This window comes from Anaerolineae bacterium, assembly GCA_016931895.1.
GTDB lineage: Bacteria > Chloroflexota > Anaerolineae > 4572-78 > J111 > JAFGNV01.
The window spans coordinates 26,444-44,916 of the sequence record JAFGDY010000011.1 but is presented as its reverse complement, the minus strand read 5'-3'; the positions used below and the strand labels follow the sequence as shown (position 1 = coordinate 44,916).

The following is an 18,473-nucleotide window of genomic DNA, read 5'->3' as shown; positions in this document are numbered from 1 at the left end:
AATTTCTGCCTCACCTCATCTATCCATCCCCATTCCCCTGCTCTGAGTAAGGCGGGCTTACTTTACTCCAATCGTAAATCCTCGTCTGTTTTGCAGGGTACTCAATTACTCCAAAATTTCAGCATTAACAATTAAAAACATTTGTACCTGGCAAAAATCACATGCGTTCTCACGATTCGTAGTTACTCAAGACAACGCATTGACTAATGCTAAACCTGGTGGGGAGGGTCAGGAACTTGAAAATCCCTGTTCCTCCTCCGGTAAACGGTCACTTTACCTGGAGGATTTGTTTTTGGATTACATGTTACAAGAATGGCTTCAGTTAGATAACCGGAAATTGGCTCAAATTGTTGCTCAAAAATCTCCTACGGCGGTGGTATATCTCAACGGCACCCGGCGTTGGTTTTTGAGTCAACACAAAAATTGGGCCGATTATGCCAGGGTGATGCAGGTGGCGCAGCAGGAGTTCAGCCAACTTTTGTATGAGCATGGCCTGCAAACCTTGATTCAACCTGTGTTTGGCTATGATCTATTGACCCGCGGCGATGATTATTTTAAGCTGGCGGTAGAGCAGGGTTTGGCCCAAATGCTCACCCCCACTTATCGCGCGTGGTATCATCAAACAGAGGTGGGCGTCAACCTTTATGGAAATTGGAGGCAGGTGTTGTCTGAAAAGGGGTTGGCGCGCCTGGCAGACGGATTGGCCGACTTGATTACGGAAAGCGCAGTTTATACCAGTCGCCGCCTGTTCCTGGGCGTTTTTGCCGACCGTTATTTAGATAACATCACTGCTCTGGCCAAAACCGTTGATACCGGCGAAGCGCTGTTGCAGGCGTATTACGGCCAGCCGGTTGGCCCGGTCAACCTGATCATTGGTTCGGGCCAGCCGGCCATTTGGGATGTGCCCCTGTTAGACATTAATAAAGCCAGCCTGTATTTTCTCCAGGCCCCCACCTTTTGTTTAGAGCAAGTAACGCTGCGGCGCATCCTCTATGATTGTATTTACGAGCGAGTCAATGATGATGAATTGTATGACCATTTAACCCCTCAAACTTGGCTAAACTGCAAAGTATTAGGAATTGGACAGCAAACCTCGAAAGGATGGATAGCCCTATGATTCAAGCCTACACCAAATTGCTAACTAAAATACATGGGTCGCCCAACTATATTTCTCCTTCAGCCTATGATACCGGCTGGGCAGCCTGGCTCTATCCCCAGGCCCTTGAGTGGGTTATAGATGCGCAGCGTCCTGATGGCAGTTGGGGAGTTTCTGAATTAGAGTATTATCATGGGCGAGTGATCGCTACTCTCTCCGCCATCAATGCCCTGGCGGCCACGTCTAGCAATGGCCATGATTTGCAGCGCATTGAACGGGGGATTGCTTATTTGGAGAAGGCCATTCCCCACCTGGCGGATGATGCTTTTGAGTCGGTCAGTTTTGAATTACTGCTGCCCAGTTTGCTTGAAACAGGCATTTCCCTGGGCCTGAAACTTAACCGGCTTAAGGCCCTGATAGAGCCGCAAATAATGCCTTTATACCAACAAAAACTGGCGCTCACGCCCAAAGAACTGCTCTATTGCCCTCACATTCCCCTGGCTCACGCCCTGGAATTCATTGGCTTTGAAAAATTAGACCGGACCGCGGTTTCTCAACTCAGGGCAGCCTATGGCGGAATCCATAGTTCGCCGGCCGCCACTGCCTTTGTTGAAATTGCCGTTGGCTGCCAGGAGGGGGATTGTTTTCTTAAAACTTTGTTGGAAAGATATAATGGCGCGGTTCCGGCCATGCTCCCCTTTGAGGTATTTGAGGTTATCTGGCCGCTCTATCATTTTAGTTTAAGCCATAACTTACAATCCTTAAAACCGGCTATTGATTCGCCCGTAGACTTGCTTAAACAGGCCTGGGGTGAAGAAGGGGTGGGCATTTCGTCCCATTTTATTCCAGATGCGGATTGCACGGCCCTGGCGCTTTTGATTTTTGATGCGGTAGGAGAAACGATAGACCCTTTAGTGCTGGAAACTTATGAAGTGGAAACCCATTTTCAATGTTACCTGCGCGAGCGTAATATTTCTCTGGGCACGCACATTCATCTGGTAGACGCGCTCAACAAGGTCAAAAACTTTCCCCGCCGAGAGGAGATGCTCGCAAAAGCCCTAAACGTGCTGGCTTGTCATTTAACCACTACGGATTATATTATTGATAAATGGCACATTTCGCCCTATTACAGTACGGCTCGCGCAGTCCAGACCCTGGTAGGCGTAGCCGATGAGATTGTGGCCAGGCAACTCAATTGGCTCTTGAAAACCCAAAGAGAGGATGGCAGTTGGACGTTCTATCCCCATTGTCCCAAAGCGGCCATTGAAGAAACAGCCTATGCGCTGACGGCCTTGACCCAGGTTTATGAAAAAACGGGCGATATTCCCTTTGCAGTTCTGGAAAGGGGGTACCGCTATCTTACCAGCCATTATACTTCGGTAGAGGCGTTGCCGGGGATGTGGATAGCTAAAGAACTGTATAACCCTTACCATGTGGTTGAGTCGGTAATTTTATTGGCAATGGCTAAATATCAAAATCTAACCAGAAAACCCCGCCTCAAGATGGTTTTTTGAGAAACCCAACCAAACAAAAAACGCCAACCCGTGATTGCCGGTTGGCGTTTTTGGTTTAAAACCAACTTGTTTATTGCAAATAAATAATTCGCCCCTCGCCAATTTCCGGCTGGTAGTGCTGAATAACCTCTTTGTCGCCCCGCAAAATCATCGTTAGCCCTTCCATGGTAAAGGGTTTGACCATGTAAAACTCCGCGCCTCCCTCTTTACTGAGTCGAACCAAATCCCTGACGTCGTTTGAGGAGAGAATGCCAATCCGCTGCCCCGGTTTCTGGGTTTTCATTTCGGTCAGAATCTCAAGTCCTCTATCCGGCAGCCCCTCCAGGCCCATGTCAATAAAAATCAGGTCAAACGATTCCTGTTCAAAAGCGGCCAGCGCCTCTGCTTTTGTTTCGGCCATAGTAAGCGTATGGCCTAAGTGTCTCAACTGTACCTGAAATAGGTGAGCCAACGTATTGCTATCTTCAATCAAAAGTATGTGCATGGCTTCTTTCTCCCTCTCTGGCCGGATAACAACTAATTCTGTAGAACAATAGGCCTTATTTCAAGTTTAAAGCATTTATTTAAATAATGCAATTGCGCAGGGGTCTGTCCAATATTTTAGGATGACTGGGAGGTGTGGGGGGTATCCCCCCAAATTCCCCCCTGTGCTTTCCTGAAATTTTGGACGCACCCATTGCGCAGGCTTTATTGCACTCAGTTATGTCCATTGGGTGAACCAAATTCATCAGACAAGGCATCGTTGGGTTTAGGTAAAGCCACGTTAAAAGTTGTTCCCGCCCCATATTTACTTTCAAATGTCAGCGTGCCGCCATGCAGTTCAATCAAACCTTTGCTGATGTTCAAACCCAGACCCGTCCCGCTGGCTTGCTGCACTATCCGGTCTGCGGCCCTGAAAAAGCGTTCAAACAACTTTTCCTGGTCAATTTCTTTAATGCCTATCCCGGTATCGCTGATGTTTATATTGATCCACTCCTCATTTTGGCTAACGGCCACAATGGCCCCACCTGTGGTAGTGTACTTGTAGGCATTACTCAATAGATTCAACAAAACTTGGTTGATGCGGTTTCTATCCACATAGAGTTGGGGTAGATTATCTTCCAGCTTAACTTCCAGGTTGAGCTTTCTGGAGGCAAACTCTTGTTGGACAATTTTGACCGCCTGGCCAACCACTTCGGCCAAATCTACCCATTGATAATAAAGCTCGATCTCGCCGGTTTCCAGCCGGGACAGGTCAATCAATTCATTGGCCAATTTTAAAAGTTGTTTGACACTATCGTTGATAGTCTGGAGATACTGGTAACCTTTGGCCGAGATTTGCTCTTTTTCTATGGTCAAGAGCAGATCAACATAACCTTGAATGGCCGTCATCGGTGTTCTCAACTCGTGGCTGACCATGCCCAGGAACACGTCCTTAGCCCGTTCCAACTCGGCTTCTTTGGTGAAATCACGCAGTACCATCACATTCCCATCGCCAACTCGTTTGTCCTCGGTGCCGGGTAGAATAACGGGCGCGACATTGGCGGAAATGATGCGGTTATACCATTCAAATCTTACATTACTGCTCTTGCTTGGTTTTTGGCCCGCCAGCCACGCCCGGATGCTGTCTCTGGCTTTGCCCTCGACGGTGGCCAGGAAATCGCTCAAGTTAAAAGAACGCAAATCGCGCCGGGCCAGCCGATTGGCGGCCGGGTTGGCCACCACCACTTGTTGGTCGGCGTCGAAGACCAACACGCCATCGGCAATTGCCTCTAAAATAGTTTTGTTGCGCACAGCCAGGGTGTGTTCCCGGCGCAGGGCTGCCGCCAGTTCTCTGGTTCGCTCTTGCACCCGTTGGTCCAGGTCTCTATTCAAGGCCCTGGTTTCGGCCAGGGATCGCTCTAAAAATAAGGCAATCAGCCAGGCCACAACAGAAATAATGGCCAAACCCAGTAGGCTGACGTAATTGTATTCAACGCCGCCCGTAATAGAAAAACCTTCTTGGTAAAACCTGAACGTATAAGCGCAAATAACAAATATCAGGTAAACAAAGCTATAAATGGGCCTGATCAGAAAGGCGGCCATAATGATGGGGATAGCGTAGGCAATAAATATTCTGTCAATGTCTTCCCAGTTAAAAAAGAAGATAGTGCCGATAATTATTAACACAAGAAAAAGATGGCGCATTAAACGGGGATACCAACGATGGCCCAGCCAGGTTAAACCCCATAGGGCCAAAAAGGCTACATCAAAGGGGATAAAACCGCTATACTTTGAAGCCAATTGACCTTCAAGGGTCAGGGCCAGGTAAACATTCCAGGCTGTATCAAGCACGGCCAGCACCCAAACTGTGCCCACAAAGTAGTTAAAGATCAGGTTTTTATACTTATCTTCAGGTAAATCCAGGGGGGGTGGTTTAAAAAGATTCTTCATGATAATCTATCTCCAATTTGACCCTGCCGGACCGGTTTTTGGGGCGGCCCGGTTATCTTCATTCCGGCGTGAGCCGGCAGGCTAACCACTGCAAGCCGCGATGATGAGTAGCATAAGCCAGGTAATTGTTGCTTTCCACTTGAAAACCCAGCCGTTCTTTCATTTCATAGGCGCCGCTGCCGCCCCGTAACACGCGCACGCCTGCTTCAATGGTGCAGCAAATGGCTTCGTAAATCAATTGAAAGTAAGCGTACTGGACCTCGTAATCCCGCCCCAGCATGGTCATAAGGCCGGTAGCCCCATCTTGAAAAAAAGTAGCGCAGCCTACCAAACGCCCCTCCAGTTCGGCGGTCAACCAGGTGGCCTCGACCATACCGGCGTGGCTTAGCATCGGCTGCGTCCAGGGCGTAGGCGGCGAGCCATGATATGTTTCCACGGCATGGATCAACGAAACAGCCTGTTCCAGGGTAGTTTCGTCCGGCGCCGGCGGCGCATGCCGTTTGATCTCAATGCCCAGGTCGGCGGCGCGGTTGCAGTTGAGCCGGTATTGGCGGCGGGTCTTTTTGCTCAAGTGCTGGAGGTAACTCTCAAAATCAGGCCAGGTGATGTCCAGGTGTGTGCCGGGGTCCGGGAGTGTGGTGGGGATAAGTATGTTCGCCCAACCCGGCCGTTCGGTCTCCTCCCGTTCTAAATAATCAAAAACCAGAAAAGAGGCGCGATACCGGCGCGCTTGCTCCTGGGCCACCTGGGTAATAACTTGCCGGGCTGCTTCACGCAGCGGCGGGTCGGGCAAAATTAGGCCCGGCATATCTACCAGGGGCGTGCGGCACACTAACAACGGCCAACGCCGCAAAATCATTTCCACCAAACGGCGCGCCAGTTTTGACGAAAGCTCTATGGCTTCCTGCCGTTTGAGCCAAAACGTGGCCCGGGCCACGGGCCGGCCACTGTGGGCCAGGATAATATAAATGGGCAGGTCATCGGCCAGCACCGCCTCGGCATAACGATACCAGCGATAATGGGCAAAAGGATGTCCCCCGGCCAAATCGTCCCAGGCCGCCTGGCCAACTTCCTCAATACTGTGCGCAATTTGAATATCAAAGCTGTTTGCCGGCAAGGTGTCGCTCCTGTTGGTGGTGGGGAATCAAGGCCAGGGGGTCCCGACCAGAAGAGTAAATATAGGGCTTGATGTTATATTCCGTTGCGGGCAGATTCATTTAACGCCCCTTTTGTGATAACCCAAAAATCGTGATAGAATTTTAAGCAGGTAAACTACCTGGAATCCAATTATATCATAAATTATAGGCCTGAACACCACCAAAAAACAGGGTATTAGTACTATAGATAACTTGGGATTGCCCACGCCAAAAAAGGAAATAGCTAATGCCGGCCATTATTACCATCACAGATTTAGCCAAAACTTATTACGTTAAAGAGCGCGCCGGTTTTTTAAAGAGCCGCATCAGAGAGATTAATGCGCTAAAAAATATCAATCTAAATATTGAACAGGGCGAGTTGTTTGGCCTGCTGGGGCCAAATGGAGCCGGCAAAACCACCCTGATCAAGTGTATCACTACCCTGCTCATCCCCACGCGGGGCCGGATAGTGGTGAATGATTTTGTGGTTGGCCGGCAGGATGTTCAGGTGCGGGCTTCGTTGGGCTGTTTGTTGGGCGGCGAACGCAGCATTTATTGGAAACTGACGGGGCGAGAAAACCTGGAATATTTTGCCGCCCTGTATTACCTGTCTCCCGCCCAAACCAAAGCCCAGCTTAAAAAACTCGGCCACTTGCTCCACCTGGAATCTTTGTTAGACCGGCCCGTTGAAACCTACTCGTCGGGGCAAAAGATGGCCCTGGTGTTTGCCAGGGCTTTGATCAATAACGCCCGGATTCTGATTTTGGACGAACCGACCACGGCCCTGGATGTTCCCTCGGCCCAGGCCCTGCGGCGCATCATCAAAACCCTCAACAGCGAGGGTTATACCATCATCTTAACTTCGCACCAGATGACCGAGGTGGAAGAGTTGTGCCAGCGGGTGGCTATTGTTGATCAAGGGGTGGTGATTGCCGAAGGCACAATTGAGGCCTTAAAACACGATTTGGGCCAAAATCAAATCATCAAAATGGAAGGCGTTATTCCCCCGGCGGCGTTGGAGGCGGTTAAACGACAAAACGATGTCATTAAGGTGGTGGCCAGCCAGTCCAACCGGCTCACCCAACTGACCGTTTTTGTTGAGGACATGCGGCAAACTTTGCCGGGGTTGATGCAAAACCTGTTAAATCACCAGGCCCTGCTGGAACACATCAGCCCGGCCACCATCACCCTGGAAGATGTGTTTATGGCCAAAACAGGCCGCGCCCTGAGTGAGGATACCCCCCTATGAAATTCACCTTCAAGTTGATGCGGGTTTTAGGGCAAACCACCCGCGTCCAATTAATCCGTCTTTCCAAAACCTGGGCCGCCCGCCTCACCGATTTGTTGATGCCCTCGGCCATAGCCTTTGTGCCCATTATTTTGGGTAAGGCCATTGCCGGCGACGAGGCCGGTTTTAACTTTGCCCAATATGCCCATACTGCCAACTATGCCGGGTTTTTGCTCATTGGCGGCGGCGCATTTATTTTGGTCATCAGGTCTTTTTGGGGATTTGGCCATTGGCTGCGGCAAGAGATGCAGGGCGGCACTTTAGAAAGCCTGTACCTGACCCCCGCTTCGATGGCGGTTATTTTGGCCGGGGTAGCCCTGGCCCTGATGCTCTATTCGGCTTTGCTTTTTGTGGGGGCTATGGTTATTGGCGCCCTTTTGTTTCAAATTGTCTTTCACACCAACCGTTTGTTCGTGGCCTTGCTTTTTTTGCTGGTTGGCCTGCCTCCCCTGTACGGCCTCACTTTGTTTTATGGGGCGCTTGTTTTACGGCTCAAAGAAACCGACGCCTTTATCATGATCGCCCAGTGGGTGCTGACCACCTTGATGGGCGTTTATTTTCCCATCACCATCTTTCCCCCCCTCGTGCGAATTATCAGCTTGCTTTTCCCCCCCACCTGGCTGACCCAGGGTTTACGCGGCGCGCTCCTGGACACGCCCTATTTTTCTCAGCAGTGGTGGCTGGATTTAAGCGTGCTGGCTTTGTTCTGCCTGGTCGCCCCGCTGCTGGGCTATCTTATTTTTGTCAAAACAGAAAGAACCTTGAGAACAGGTTCAGGGCTTGGTTCTTTTTAATGAAAAAGTGGCAAACGTTGGCTTACCGGCCTTTCCGGGCCATGCTCAAACAACAATTTTTGCTCTTGACCCGCTACCCGGTTAACCTGGTGGCTAACTTTGTGCTGGTGCTGGTGATGGCCATTGCCGTGACCCTGTTGATTACAGTTTTTGCCCCGGCGGCAATGGGCGTCAGATTAAAAGGGATGACCCTGTATGGCTTTATCATCTATATCTTTCTCTCGCACACTATCTGGACGGTAGGGTTGGGCATTCAAAAAGAAAAAACAGAAGGCACGCTCACCGGGTTATATCTAACGCCTGCCTCCCGGTTTCTCACGTTGCTGGCCCGCGCTCTGGCGGCCCTTTCCTGGACGGCTGTGGCCGGTTTGCTTGGGCTGCTGCTGGCCCAGGCTATTACCGGCCCCCTGGTTTTCCATTCCCCCTGGTTAGCTTTGGGCATTTTGTTTTTTACATTGAGTGGGTTGGTGGGGCTGGGCTTTGCCATTGCCGGTTTGGCTCTGAATTTTGGCGAAAGCATTGAGTTGGTGGCCAATATTTTTGAATTTGGTTTGATGGGGTTATGCGCCTTTTTCTTTCCTTTTTCGGTTTTGCCCCCGGCCCTGCAAAATATATCCAGACTGATCCCGCTCAGTTACTCGGTTGACGCCTTCCGCACCGTGGCCCTGGGCCAGATGCGGCCTGAACTTTTACCCCTCAATGCGGAATTGACCATTATCATCGCCACCGGCTTGTTTGGCCCGGTAGTGGGGTTTATGATTTACCTGGCCAGCGAGAAAAAGGCGCGGCAAGCGGGAGACCTATAACAATGTTTCAAAAAACTATCCTCAGCCCCCTCTTTCAAATTATTCCCTTTTTGGTTACCCCGGCAAAATCCCTTCCTCCCCGCGCGCCCCTGGCGGCGCGGCTGAACGGCCCCCGCCGGCCCGTGATTGTGGACACCGATATGTCTCACGATGATATGGCGGCCATTTTGTACCTGCTGCAACGCCGGGAGATTGACCTGGTGGGGATTACGGTGGTTAACGGCGTAACGCACGTGGCCAACGGCGTTGAAAATCTGCGCCGTTTATTGGCCCTGGCCGGGCGAGAAGATATTCCTGTGGCCGGGGGGCCGGCCCAACCTCTGGCCGGCGCTAACACCTTTCCGGAGTTTTGGCGGCAATTTGCCGATTTAACCTTTCGCCTGAACTGTCCGCCCGCCGTCCCTGCGCCCGCTGTTTCCGCGCCCGCCCTGATCGGTCAATTGGTGGCCGCCTCTCCCACTCCTGTGCAAATTATTGCCCTCGGCCCCCTGACCAATATTGCCCTGGCTTTGCAAGCCAACCCGGCCCTGGCGGCGCAGTTGGACTCGATTGTGGTGGGGGGAGGCGCCGTTTACGTGCCCGGCTGTATCCACGAGGAGGATGCGGCCAATCCCAACCAGGTGGCGGAGTGGAATTTATGGCTAGACCCCACCGCCGCTGATTTTGTTTTCCGCTCCGGGGCAAAATTGGTGGTTGCGCCTTTGGATGTAACCCATATCCATGGCCCCAGCCCGCTTTTGATCTCGCGCCGCCTGGCCCATGAATTCTCAAGGGCGGCGGCCCGGTGGCGGGAAACAAAATTTATGGCCAGGATAATCAAGGGGCTATTTTGGATACAACCGGGGGTGAAGGCTGTGCCGGTGTGGGATGCAGTTACGGCGGCCATTGCCGTAGAGCCAACTATTGGGACCGATTGGCGAGACTTGCCTTTGCAGATCAACACCCACCCGCCGGAAATAACCGGTCAGACAGTGGTCAACAAAACCGGCCCGCCCAATGCCCGCGTCTGTTTGGGCGGTAACCAGGTCGCCTTTGAGGCGGCCTTCCTGGCCGCAGCCAATTCATTAGACAATCTATCTGAGCCGCAGAGCCAGCCGATAGACCGGGCCAGCTAAGGCGAAGTCACGCCAGTCAATAGGGCTAGAGACGAGATAAATTGGACTGAGCGCGGGCCGAGTTAAAATGTGGCGGCCAGGATGTGGGCCGCCTCGTTGGCCAGGGTGATGAAGGGCTGGCCGTAAAGGGCAATGACCAGGGTCATGACCATTGTCACCGCCACCACCACGTTCATAACAAAACCGGCATGCAGGGGCGACTCATCCCGGCCCCGGCCAAAAAAGGCCAGCCGGGCCACGCCAAAGTAATAGTAAACCGAGATGACGCTGTTGATAATGCCCACCACGGCCAGGGTGTAAAGTTGCTGGTCAATGGCTGCGCCAAAAACAAACAGTTTGCCCATAAAACCGCCGGTGGGGGGGATGCCAACAAGCGAGAGGAAAAAAATCAACAGGGCCACGGCCAAAAAGGGAGAGCGGCGAATGAGACCGGCGTAATCGGCAATTTCCGAGGAGCCGGTTTTGTTTTCTATGGCAATGGCCACTGCAAAAATACCCAGGTTGGTAAAAAGATAGGCAAACAAAAACAGCATAATGGCCGACACGCCGTTGGCCCAGCCCTCGGGGTGACCGGTCCAGGCGGCCAGGCCGATGAGCATATAACCGGCCTGGGCAATGCTGGAATAGGCCAACATTCGTTTCATGTTCTTTTGCCACAGGGCTACCAGGTTGCCCAGGGTCATCGTCAGAATGGCGATGAAGGACAGGATGGCCGTCCAATTGACCTGGTAAGCGGGCAGGGCGACCACCAGCACCCGGATGAGCACGGCAAAACCGGCCGCTTTGGGCCCAACCGAAAGAAAAGCCGTAATCGGCGTGGGCGCGCCCTCGTAGGCATCGGGCGACCATTGGTGAAAGGGCACCAGGGCAATCTTAAAACCAAAGCCAACCAAAACAAGCAGCATAGACATCATCACCAGCCCCAGGTTTGGCCGGGAGGCGGATAGCGACGCGGCGATGGCGGCCAAATCCACGCTGCCGGTGAAGCCAAACAACAAGGAGAAGCCATACAGCATTACCCCGGAGGCCAACGCCCCATAGAGAAAATATTTCATGGCCGCTTCGGTGGAGCGGGCGTCGCGGCGGAGATAGCCGGTTAAGATGTAGCTGGTGATGGACAGGAATTCCAGAGAGAGATAAATCATAATCAGGTTGGTGGCGCTGGAGAGCAGCATCAGGCTCAACCCGGCCAGCAGGGTAAGGGCGTAAAATTCGCCCCGGAAGGGGCTGCGGGTTTTAAGGTAATCTACCGCGCTCAAGCCAACCAGGGCTACGGTTAAGGCGGCGATCAGCTTGAAGAAAAAGGCCATGCGGTCAACGGCCATGATGGGCACGGCGCTATCTGGCCCGGTGGTCAGCGCGCGCTGGTTGCTGGCCAAAGGCCAGAGATAGACGGTGGCCAGAAACACGCCAATGGCCCCGGCAAAGGCCAGCCAGGGTAAAATGGTTATGCTGCGGCGGTCGCCCCTCCAGATGATGTCCAGGGTGAAAATGGCAAAGGCCGTTGCGGTGATGATAATTTCGGGTAAGAGTAACAATAAGTTGTTCAAAACTCACCTCTGTTCAGTGCTGAGAATCCTTGCGTGGCTATCAAATATTCACGACTCGGGCGATCCACATCTTCTTCCACACAGTCTCGCGTTACCCGCACCCTATCTCCTGATTGTAGACATAATTTGTTTTTGGCCACTGTTTGTCCAGTCAGTTAAATAACCAGCAAGTTGACGAAAATTTCCCCACCTGATCACGACTTACCGCAACGCCTGTAAAATAAGCACGCTGGTGGCGTTGATAGTGTTGATGATAAAGGCCGGGGCAATGCCAATCACAATCATGCCAAAGAGCAGGGGAGCCATGGTAATCACTTCAAAGGCGGCCATGTCAACCTTAAAGGGCCAGTGAGCGGCGTCAAAAATGCTGTTCCACTTGTCCTCGTTGAATTCACCCAAAAAGACGTGCTGGATAATTTTGTAGAGAATGTAGGCTGCGGTCAGCACAATGGCAATGATGCCGATAAGGGCAAAGTTGGGAATAAGGTGGAACGCGCCGCGGAAAACCATGAACTCGCTGATAAACCCGGCCAGGCCCGGCAAGCCCAACGAAGCCAGCCCGGTAACCATCATCACCCCATAATACACCGGCAGTTTGGCCGATAACCCCCCAAAGGCCTTCAGGTCGCGGGTGTGGGTGCGCTCGTAAATCACGCCCACCAGGAAAAAGAGGCCGCCCGTAATCAGGCCGTGGGTGACCATTTGCAGCACCGCGCCATTAAGGGCAATCACCCGGCTTTCGGCCACCCCTGGCACGTCGCGGGCAAAGGCCATGGCCGCGGCCAGGCCCAGGATAAAGTAACCCATGTGGCTCACCGAGGAGTAAGCGATCAGCCGTTTCAAATCCCACTGGGCAAAACTGACCAGCGCCCCGTAAATCATGCTGATCAGGCCCAGGGTGGCAATAATCAGGGCCATATTCTGGAATACGTGGGGGAAGAAAGGAATGAGCACGCGGATCATGCCATAACCGCCCAATTTTAGCAGCACCCCGGCCAAAATCACCGACCCGGCCGTGGGCGCGGCGGTGTGGGCGTCGGGCAACCAGGTGTGGAAGGGCCACAACGGCACTTTGATGGCAAAGGCAATGAAGATGGCCCAGAAGGCTGCCGTTACATAGGCCAAATTATTCGGGTTGGCGTCCTCAAGGAACGTTCCGGCCAGCAGAGCGGGAATTTGGGTCATATCCCAGGAGCCGGCGGCCAGGTACAGGGCAATAAAGGCCAGCAGCATGGCCACCGAGCCAACCAACGTATAGATAAAGAATTTGATGGCCGAGTACTGCGGCCGGTCTTTAGGCTGGCCCCAGATGCCAATGAGCAGGAACATCGGCACCAGGCCGATTTCCCAGAAAAAGTAGAACAGCACCAAATCCAGCGACACAAACACGCCCAGCATGCCCATCTCCAGCAGCAGGAACAGGGCAAAAAACTCCTTCACCCGCGTGTGAATCATTTTGGCCGAGTACCACAGGCTGAGGGTGGTCAGCAGAGTGGTCAGCACCACCAGGGGCAGGCTGAGGCCGTCCACGCCCATGTAATACTGCACGCCGATGGCCGGGATCCAATTGAATTTATCAATATAGGGATGGTAGCCCCCGGTATCGCCATAGGTAGACCACAAAAAAATGGATATGCCCAATGAAGGCAGGCTCATCACCACGGCGAAATATTTGATGAATGTTTCCTGAGTTTTGGGAATCGCCAGAATGATTAAAGCCCCGAATAGGGGAATGAAGGTCATTGCGGTTAAGTAGAGCATCAGGATTATGTCTCCTTTGCGCTTATATTATGGGGTAAGGAGGAAGAGCATGCTTGTTTGCTCCCCCCGCCCCGGTTTACGGCAGCAGGGCAATCGCCGGTATCTGGCCGAACCAGGCCATCAGGGCCAGACCCACCAGGATCAAAAAGCCAATCACCAACAGTAACATATAGTTTTGGGCGCGGCCGGTTTGCAGAAAGCGCAGTTGGCCGCCGCACCAATTGATGAGCCAGGGGATGCCGTTGACCAGCCAGCCGTCAATGGTGATGGTATCAAACAGGCGAATGAGGTCGGATACAAAACGCATCAGGTAGCCAAAAAAGTCAACAAGGCGGTTGATGACCCACTCGTAATCGAATTTGCCGCACAGCGTTGCCAGCGACACCACCGGATAGATGATCAGGCCGCGATAAATTTCGTCGAAGTAATATTTGTTATACAGGATGGTGAAGACGGGCCGGCCAATCAGCGGCAGGCGCTGAACCGGATCGTCGGCTTTGGCATCGTCTACCCGGGCGTAGAGCCACCAGCCGAAGGCGAAGAAGATCAGGCCGATCAACAGCGAACTTCCGGCCACCGGCCAGCTAAAGGGCGCCGCCTCAAAAGCAATGCCCGGCGCGGCTTCTTTGGCAATGAGATGCACCTCGCCTACAAAATGGTGGAACCAACCGCCGAGGAATGGCGCGTTGATAAAACCCAGCAGCAGGGCAAAAAAGGCCAGCGCCAGCAGCGGCCAAGTCATCCGTTTGCCCGGTTCAACCGCATGTTCGGCTAATTTGGTGCGGGGTTTGCCCGTGAATACCAGGCCCATTTGACGGCCCATGTAAAAGGCGGTAAAAGCCGCGCCCACTGCTCCGGCCAGATAGACCCAAAAATAAAGCGACTGGTGACGGTGCAGAAAAGCCTCGGTTAAAATTTCGTCTTTGCTCCAAAAACCTGCCGCCGGGAAAAGTCCAACCAATGCCCACGCCCCCACCAGATAAGCAACAAAACTGAGTTTCATTTTGTTCCGCAAGCCGCCCATATTGCGCATATCCTGCGGGTCGGTGTGGTGATCGTGGGCGTGGTGGGCGCCATGTTCCATGGCGTGGATGACGGAGCCGGAGCCCATAAAAAGCAGGGCTTTAAAAAAGGAGTGGGTAATCAGGTGAAACACCCCGGCCACAAACCCGCCAATGCCCAGGGCCATCATCATGTAACCCAACTGGCTGATGGTGGAGTAGGCCAGCACCCGCTTGATGTCAAACTGGGCCACGCCAATGGTTGCCCCCAACAGCACGGTGATGGCCCCAATAACGGCCACCGTTTGCATGGCCGCGCCGTTTTCAAATGCGGCAAAGAGGGGCAGCATGCGGGCTACCAGGTAGACGCCGGCAGAGACCATGGTGGCGGCGTGGATGAGGGCGGAAACCGGCGTGGGGCCTTCCATTGCATCCGGCAGCCAAACGTGGAGGGGGAACTGGGCGCTTTTACCCACCGCGCCGCCAAAAATTAACAAAGCGGTGAGGGTGGCCAGGGGCATACCCCACAGGGTCACTTCGGTCAGATAGACCAGGGTGGGCGGGGCAAAGATTTGGCGGAAAGAAAGCGTTCCGGCGTAGCTCCACAAAAGCAGCATGCCGGCCAAGAGCAGCACGTCGCCGATGCGGGTGGTCAAAAAGGCTTTCAACCCGGCCAAATTGGGCGAGATTTTGTCCGGCCCGGCGTATTTCCAGAATTGCAAGGTTTGCCATAGCGCCCGCGGGGTGTTGATTTTGTCCGCGTCGGGGTACTCTTTCTCAAACCAGAAGCCAATGAGCAGGTAAGAACACAGCCCCATGATTTCCCAGGCAATAAAAAGCAGCAGCAGGTTATTGGCCAGCACCAGCAGCAGCATCCCGGCGGCAAACAGCGATACGTAAGCAAAAAAGCGGGCGTAGCGGCCAAATTGCGCCTCGTAGCCTTCCATGTATTCGGTGGCGTAAATGAAGATCATCAAACAGACAAAGGGCACCATAAAGAGCATGGCCGCCGTCAGGCCGTCTACGGCAAAACCGGTTTGCAGATAACTGAAGGCGGTGGGAATCCAATTGAATGATAAATCCCAGCCGGCAACGTGGATGCCGTGTTCGTCAGCCATTGCCCCAATTGTTCCGGCCACAATAATCCAGGAATGAAGCCAGGCCAGGGCAATTGCGCCAACAGCTAACCAGGCGCTGGCTTTTTTATATCGGTTCAAACCCAACACAATCAAAGCAAACGCCAGGAGGGGATAGAGGGGGATGAGATAAATAAAGTTAAAGAAAAAGTTCATTATGGACCACCAACAATTTCTCTCAGGTATAAATCATTTACAAATGATAATCTCCCGATGCTTCAGGCTGGTATAAGATATGCTTGACCTTCAATTTTCTTTGCCCGGCCGGAACGTCCCATTCAAATACATCGCCGACCCTATACCCTAACATTCCGGTACCAACAGGGGCCAATATCGAAATTTTACCGTGTTCAATATCGGCGTCTTCTGGAAACACCAGAGTGTACGTTTCTTCTTCGCCGGTGCTGAAGTCAACCAAACAGACGGTGGAATTCATGGTAATCACATCATGCGGCACCTCTTGCGGCGCGACGACCTTCGCCCGATTAAGCTCGGCTTGCAGGCGTAGCAAATAATCGTTATCACGATACTGGGTGTATTGGGCCTCTTGGAGCAATTTGTTCAAGCGTTCAAGGTCAAACTCGGTAATATAAATCAGGTTATCACTCATGATATTTTCCCCTTTACTCTATCGCTGTTCAATAAAACCGAGAATACCGCATCAATTTATTGTTTCAGCATGTCCAGTTCTTCAACCACCGCCGATTTGTGGCGGCGATACACGGCAATCACAATGGCCAAGCCCACGGCGGCCTCGGCGGCGGCAACGGCAATAACCACCAGGGCAAAGATTTGGCCGGTTACTTTGGTGGGGGTCACGTAACGCCAAAAGGCCACCATGTTCACGTTGACCGCGTTCAGAATAAGCTCCACGCCCATCAAAATACCAATCGCGTTGCGGCGGGAGAGCGCGCCATAAACGCCAAGGGCAAATAAAACGGCAGACACGGTTAACCACCAGGAGAGGGGAATGGTCATGTTTCGGTTTCCTCCTGCGTTTTTTCTCGGGCCAGAATGACCGCACCAATTAAGGCTGCCGAGAGCAGCACGCCAATCACCTCAAAAGGGATCAGATAACTGCCCAACAAGGCCAGCCCCAATTGCTCGACGGTATTATCGGGGGGGGGCGTGGCGGTAAGGGGCCACGCTACCACGTTCACGGTGAACACCAACACGGCCAGCAGTAGCGCCGAAATGATCAGGCTGATCCACCACTGACGATTGAGTTGAGTTTGGCCGGCGGCCATCACCTGCTGAGAGAACATAATGGCAAAAAGAATTAAAATGGCCACGGCCCCAATGTAAACCATCAATTGCACCACGGCCAAAAAACCGGCGCTAAGCAACACGTAATAGCCGGTTACGCCAAATAACGACAAAATCAAATATAACCCGCTATGGAATAGTCTCCGGCTGGTGACCACGCCGATGGCCCCACCAATGGTGAAAATGGTCATGATGATAAAAATAATTTGGGTAATATCAGGCATGGGCAAACCTCTTGGACAGGGTAGCAGGGTAACAGGTAGCAGGGTAAAAAGACGGTTATTCGTTATTTGCTCCTCTGTTACTCTGCTCCTCTGCTACCTGCTACTTTGCTCCCTTGCTACTTTACAATCGGGTCAACCGCCGTCACCGCTCGCAAACCTTTGTTTTGGCTGCGGCGGGCTGCGCTGAAAACAATCACCAGGGCTGCGCCCAGCACTACCAGATTAACCCCCAACATAGCAATGATTTTACCGAATTCGCCGGGTGTTACCTTAACGGCCACGGCCACGCCAATCAATAAGAATAGCGACAGCGGCACCAGGAACTTCCAGCCGAAATCAAGCAGGTGGTCAATGCGAAAGCGCGGCAGCGTGCCCCGCAGCCACATCATCACAAAAACAAAGAAAAAGACCTTGACCAGCAAGGCCATCAGGCCAAACAAAGCGCCCCAGGGAAAGGGCCAGGCCGCCACGTTCACCAGCGGTATCTGCCATCCCCCAAAGAAAAACACCGACAGGAAAAAGGAGAGGGCAAACATGTGCACGTACTCGCCAATCATAAACATGCCAAACTTGATACCGCTGTATTCAGTATGGAAACCGGCCACCAACTCCGATTCCCCTTCAATCAAATCAAAGGGCGAGCGACCCACCTCGGCCACCCCGGCCATTAAAAAGATCAGAAAAACCACCGGCAGTGAAACAACATACCACATTCCGCTTTGGGCTTCAATAATTTTGACCAACGACATTGATTCGGCGGCCAGGGTGATAATGAGCAGCGTGATGACCATAGGAATTTCATAGGTGAGCAGCATGGCCACCGCCCGATAAGCTCCCAACAAAGAGTATTTATTATTGGAGGCCCAACCGGCCATCAATACACCCAATGTGCCCAACGCCCCAACGGCCACAATATAAAGTACGCCCACATTCAACTCGGCGCCCACAAAACCGGGGGCAAACGGGATTACGGCAAATACCAGAATGGCCGAAACAACGGCCAGGCCGGGGGCAATATTGTAGGTCAGTCGGTCGGCGTTGGCCGGGGTGATGTCTTCTTTGGTAAACATTTTGATCATATCGGCTACGGCCTGGAACCAGCCAAAGGGACCGGCCCGATTAGGCCCAAGCCGGTTTTGAATCCGGCCAATGATCTTGCGCTCCAGCCAGGTTAGCACAATCAACGAAGCCGGCGCAGCCACTGCCACCACCGCCGCAAAAATAAAATAAGCCACCAACTTGGCCATGCTTTGATTAATGTGGGGAATATTTAAGCTAATGATGAAATCGGTTAAATACTGCATTTAAGCTGCTCCGAGTTATGTTCCGTATTGCGTTGCCCACCTTTGCGGCCTTCGACACTGTTCTTGATGA

16 protein-coding genes are annotated in these 18,473 nt (G+C 52.7%); 6 read left to right on the top strand and 10 right to left on the bottom strand.

Features of this window, described 5'->3' with window-relative positions; all coding sequences use genetic code 11:
- Positions 1 to 292 precede the first annotated feature (292 nt).
- Positions 293 to 1,117 (top strand): hypothetical protein, encoded by an 825-nt coding sequence (locus tag JW953_00885; protein MBN1991229.1) that lies wholly within the window; start codon positions 293 to 295, stop codon positions 1,115 to 1,117.
- Positions 1,114 to 2,610 (top strand): hypothetical protein, encoded by a 1,497-nt coding sequence (locus tag JW953_00880; GenBank protein ID MBN1991228.1) that lies wholly within the window; start codon positions 1,114 to 1,116, stop codon positions 2,608 to 2,610. Before JW953_00885 ends, JW953_00880 begins: the two co-directional genes overlap by 4 nt.
- Positions 2,611 to 2,680: 70 nt before the next feature.
- Here JW953_00880 and JW953_00875 read toward each other — a convergent pair whose 3' ends face one another.
- From JW953_00875 to JW953_00865, 3 genes are all read right to left on the bottom strand, one after another.
- The gene (locus JW953_00875; GenBank protein MBN1991227.1) at positions 2,681 to 3,094 is read right to left on the bottom strand and encodes a response regulator; all 414 of its coding nucleotides are present in this window, start codon (positions 3,092 to 3,094) and stop codon (positions 2,681 to 2,683) included.
- A 212-nt stretch (positions 3,095 to 3,306) separates the two neighbouring features.
- The gene (locus JW953_00870; protein ID MBN1991226.1) at positions 3,307 to 5,022 is read right to left on the bottom strand and encodes a hypothetical protein; all 1,716 of its coding nucleotides are present in this window, start codon (positions 5,020 to 5,022) and stop codon (positions 3,307 to 3,309) included.
- Positions 5,023 to 5,080: 58 nt separating this feature from the next.
- Entirely contained in the window at positions 5,081 to 6,139 is a 1,059-nt protein-coding gene (locus tag JW953_00865) for a GNAT family N-acetyltransferase (protein MBN1991225.1), read from the bottom strand.
- 266 nt (positions 6,140 to 6,405) lie between these two features.
- Between JW953_00865 and JW953_00860 the strand changes: the two genes are divergently transcribed.
- From JW953_00860 to JW953_00845, 4 genes are read left to right on the top strand one after another with little or no spacing between them, the layout of a single operon-like run.
- The gene (locus JW953_00860; protein MBN1991224.1) at positions 6,406 to 7,407 is read left to right on the top strand and encodes an ABC transporter ATP-binding protein; all 1,002 of its coding nucleotides are present in this window, start codon (positions 6,406 to 6,408) and stop codon (positions 7,405 to 7,407) included.
- Positions 7,404 to 8,240, top strand: coding sequence for an ABC transporter permease (locus JW953_00855; GenBank protein MBN1991223.1), 837 nt, complete (start codon positions 7,404 to 7,406; stop codon positions 8,238 to 8,240). Before JW953_00860 ends, JW953_00855 begins: the two co-directional genes overlap by 4 nt.
- A complete protein-coding gene (locus JW953_00850) occupies positions 8,240 to 9,046 on the top strand; it encodes an ABC transporter permease (protein MBN1991222.1) in 807 nt (268 codons plus the stop codon). The genes JW953_00855 and JW953_00850 overlap by 1 nt, the downstream gene beginning before the upstream one ends.
- Positions 9,047 to 9,048: 2 nt before the next feature.
- Complete coding sequence (locus JW953_00845) at positions 9,049 to 10,161, top strand: nucleoside hydrolase (GenBank protein MBN1991221.1); 1,113 nt, start codon at positions 9,049 to 9,051, stop codon at positions 10,159 to 10,161.
- Between the two features lie 62 nt (positions 10,162 to 10,223).
- Here JW953_00845 and JW953_00840 read toward each other — a convergent pair whose 3' ends face one another.
- The 7 genes from JW953_00840 to nuoH all read right to left on the bottom strand — a co-directional run bounded on the left by JW953_00840 (position 10,224) and on the right by nuoH (position 18,403).
- Positions 10,224 to 11,711, bottom strand: a complete 1,488-nt coding sequence (locus JW953_00840; protein ID MBN1991220.1) for an NADH-quinone oxidoreductase subunit N — start codon at positions 11,709 to 11,711, stop codon at positions 10,224 to 10,226.
- A 201-nt stretch (positions 11,712 to 11,912) separates the two neighbouring features.
- On the bottom strand, positions 11,913 to 13,472 hold the full coding sequence (locus JW953_00835; GenBank protein ID MBN1991219.1) for an NADH-quinone oxidoreductase subunit M: 1,560 nt from the start codon (positions 13,470 to 13,472) through the stop codon (positions 11,913 to 11,915).
- A gap of 76 nt (positions 13,473 to 13,548) precedes the next feature.
- On the bottom strand, positions 13,549 to 15,765 hold the full coding sequence (gene nuoL / locus JW953_00830) for an NADH-quinone oxidoreductase subunit L (GenBank protein MBN1991218.1): 2,217 nt from the start codon (positions 15,763 to 15,765) through the stop codon (positions 13,549 to 13,551).
- A gap of 37 nt (positions 15,766 to 15,802) precedes the next feature.
- The gene (gene rnk, locus JW953_00825; protein ID MBN1991217.1) at positions 15,803 to 16,219 is read right to left on the bottom strand and encodes a nucleoside diphosphate kinase regulator; all 417 of its coding nucleotides are present in this window, start codon (positions 16,217 to 16,219) and stop codon (positions 15,803 to 15,805) included.
- A gap of 56 nt (positions 16,220 to 16,275) precedes the next feature.
- A complete protein-coding gene (gene nuoK, locus JW953_00820; GenBank protein ID MBN1991216.1) occupies positions 16,276 to 16,587 on the bottom strand; it encodes an NADH-quinone oxidoreductase subunit NuoK in 312 nt (103 codons plus the stop codon).
- A complete protein-coding gene (locus tag JW953_00815; GenBank protein ID MBN1991215.1) occupies positions 16,584 to 17,099 on the bottom strand; it encodes an NADH-quinone oxidoreductase subunit J in 516 nt (171 codons plus the stop codon). The genes nuoK and JW953_00815 overlap by 4 nt, the downstream gene beginning before the upstream one ends.
- Before the next feature lie 116 nt (positions 17,100 to 17,215).
- Entirely contained in the window at positions 17,216 to 18,403 is a 1,188-nt protein-coding gene (gene nuoH, locus JW953_00810) for an NADH-quinone oxidoreductase subunit NuoH (GenBank protein ID MBN1991214.1), read from the bottom strand.
- Positions 18,404 to 18,473 lie beyond the last annotated feature (70 nt).

Excerpts from the sequence above, each read along its gene's own strand:
- JW953_00880 (MBN1991228.1), top strand. The coding sequence starts at position 1,114 with ATGATTCAAGCCTACACCAAATTGCTAACTAAAATACATGGGTCGCCC.
- JW953_00875 (MBN1991227.1), bottom strand. The coding sequence starts at position 3,094 with ATGCACATACTTTTGATTGAAGATAGCAATACGTTGGCTCACCTATTT.
- JW953_00870 (MBN1991226.1), bottom strand. The coding sequence starts at position 5,022 with ATGAAGAATCTTTTTAAACCACCCCCCCTGGATTTACCTGAAGATAAG.
- JW953_00860 (MBN1991224.1), top strand. The coding sequence starts at position 6,406 with ATGCCGGCCATTATTACCATCACAGATTTAGCCAAAACTTATTACGTT.
- JW953_00855 (MBN1991223.1), top strand. The coding sequence starts at position 7,404 with ATGAAATTCACCTTCAAGTTGATGCGGGTTTTAGGGCAAACCACCCGC.
- JW953_00850 (MBN1991222.1), top strand. The coding sequence starts at position 8,240 with ATGAAAAAGTGGCAAACGTTGGCTTACCGGCCTTTCCGGGCCATGCTC.
- JW953_00845 (MBN1991221.1), top strand. The coding sequence starts at position 9,049 with ATGTTTCAAAAAACTATCCTCAGCCCCCTCTTTCAAATTATTCCCTTT.
- JW953_00835 (MBN1991219.1), bottom strand. The coding sequence starts at position 13,472 with ATGCTCTACTTAACCGCAATGACCTTCATTCCCCTATTCGGGGCTTTA.
- nuoL (MBN1991218.1), bottom strand. The coding sequence starts at position 15,765 with ATGAACTTTTTCTTTAACTTTATTTATCTCATCCCCCTCTATCCCCTC.
- rnk (MBN1991217.1), bottom strand. The coding sequence starts at position 16,219 with ATGAGTGATAACCTGATTTATATTACCGAGTTTGACCTTGAACGCTTG.
- nuoK (MBN1991216.1), bottom strand. The coding sequence starts at position 16,587 with ATGACCATTCCCCTCTCCTGGTGGTTAACCGTGTCTGCCGTTTTATTT.
- JW953_00815 (MBN1991215.1), bottom strand. The coding sequence starts at position 17,099 with ATGCCTGATATTACCCAAATTATTTTTATCATCATGACCATTTTCACC.
- nuoH (MBN1991214.1), bottom strand. The coding sequence starts at position 18,403 with ATGCAGTATTTAACCGATTTCATCATTAGCTTAAATATTCCCCACATT.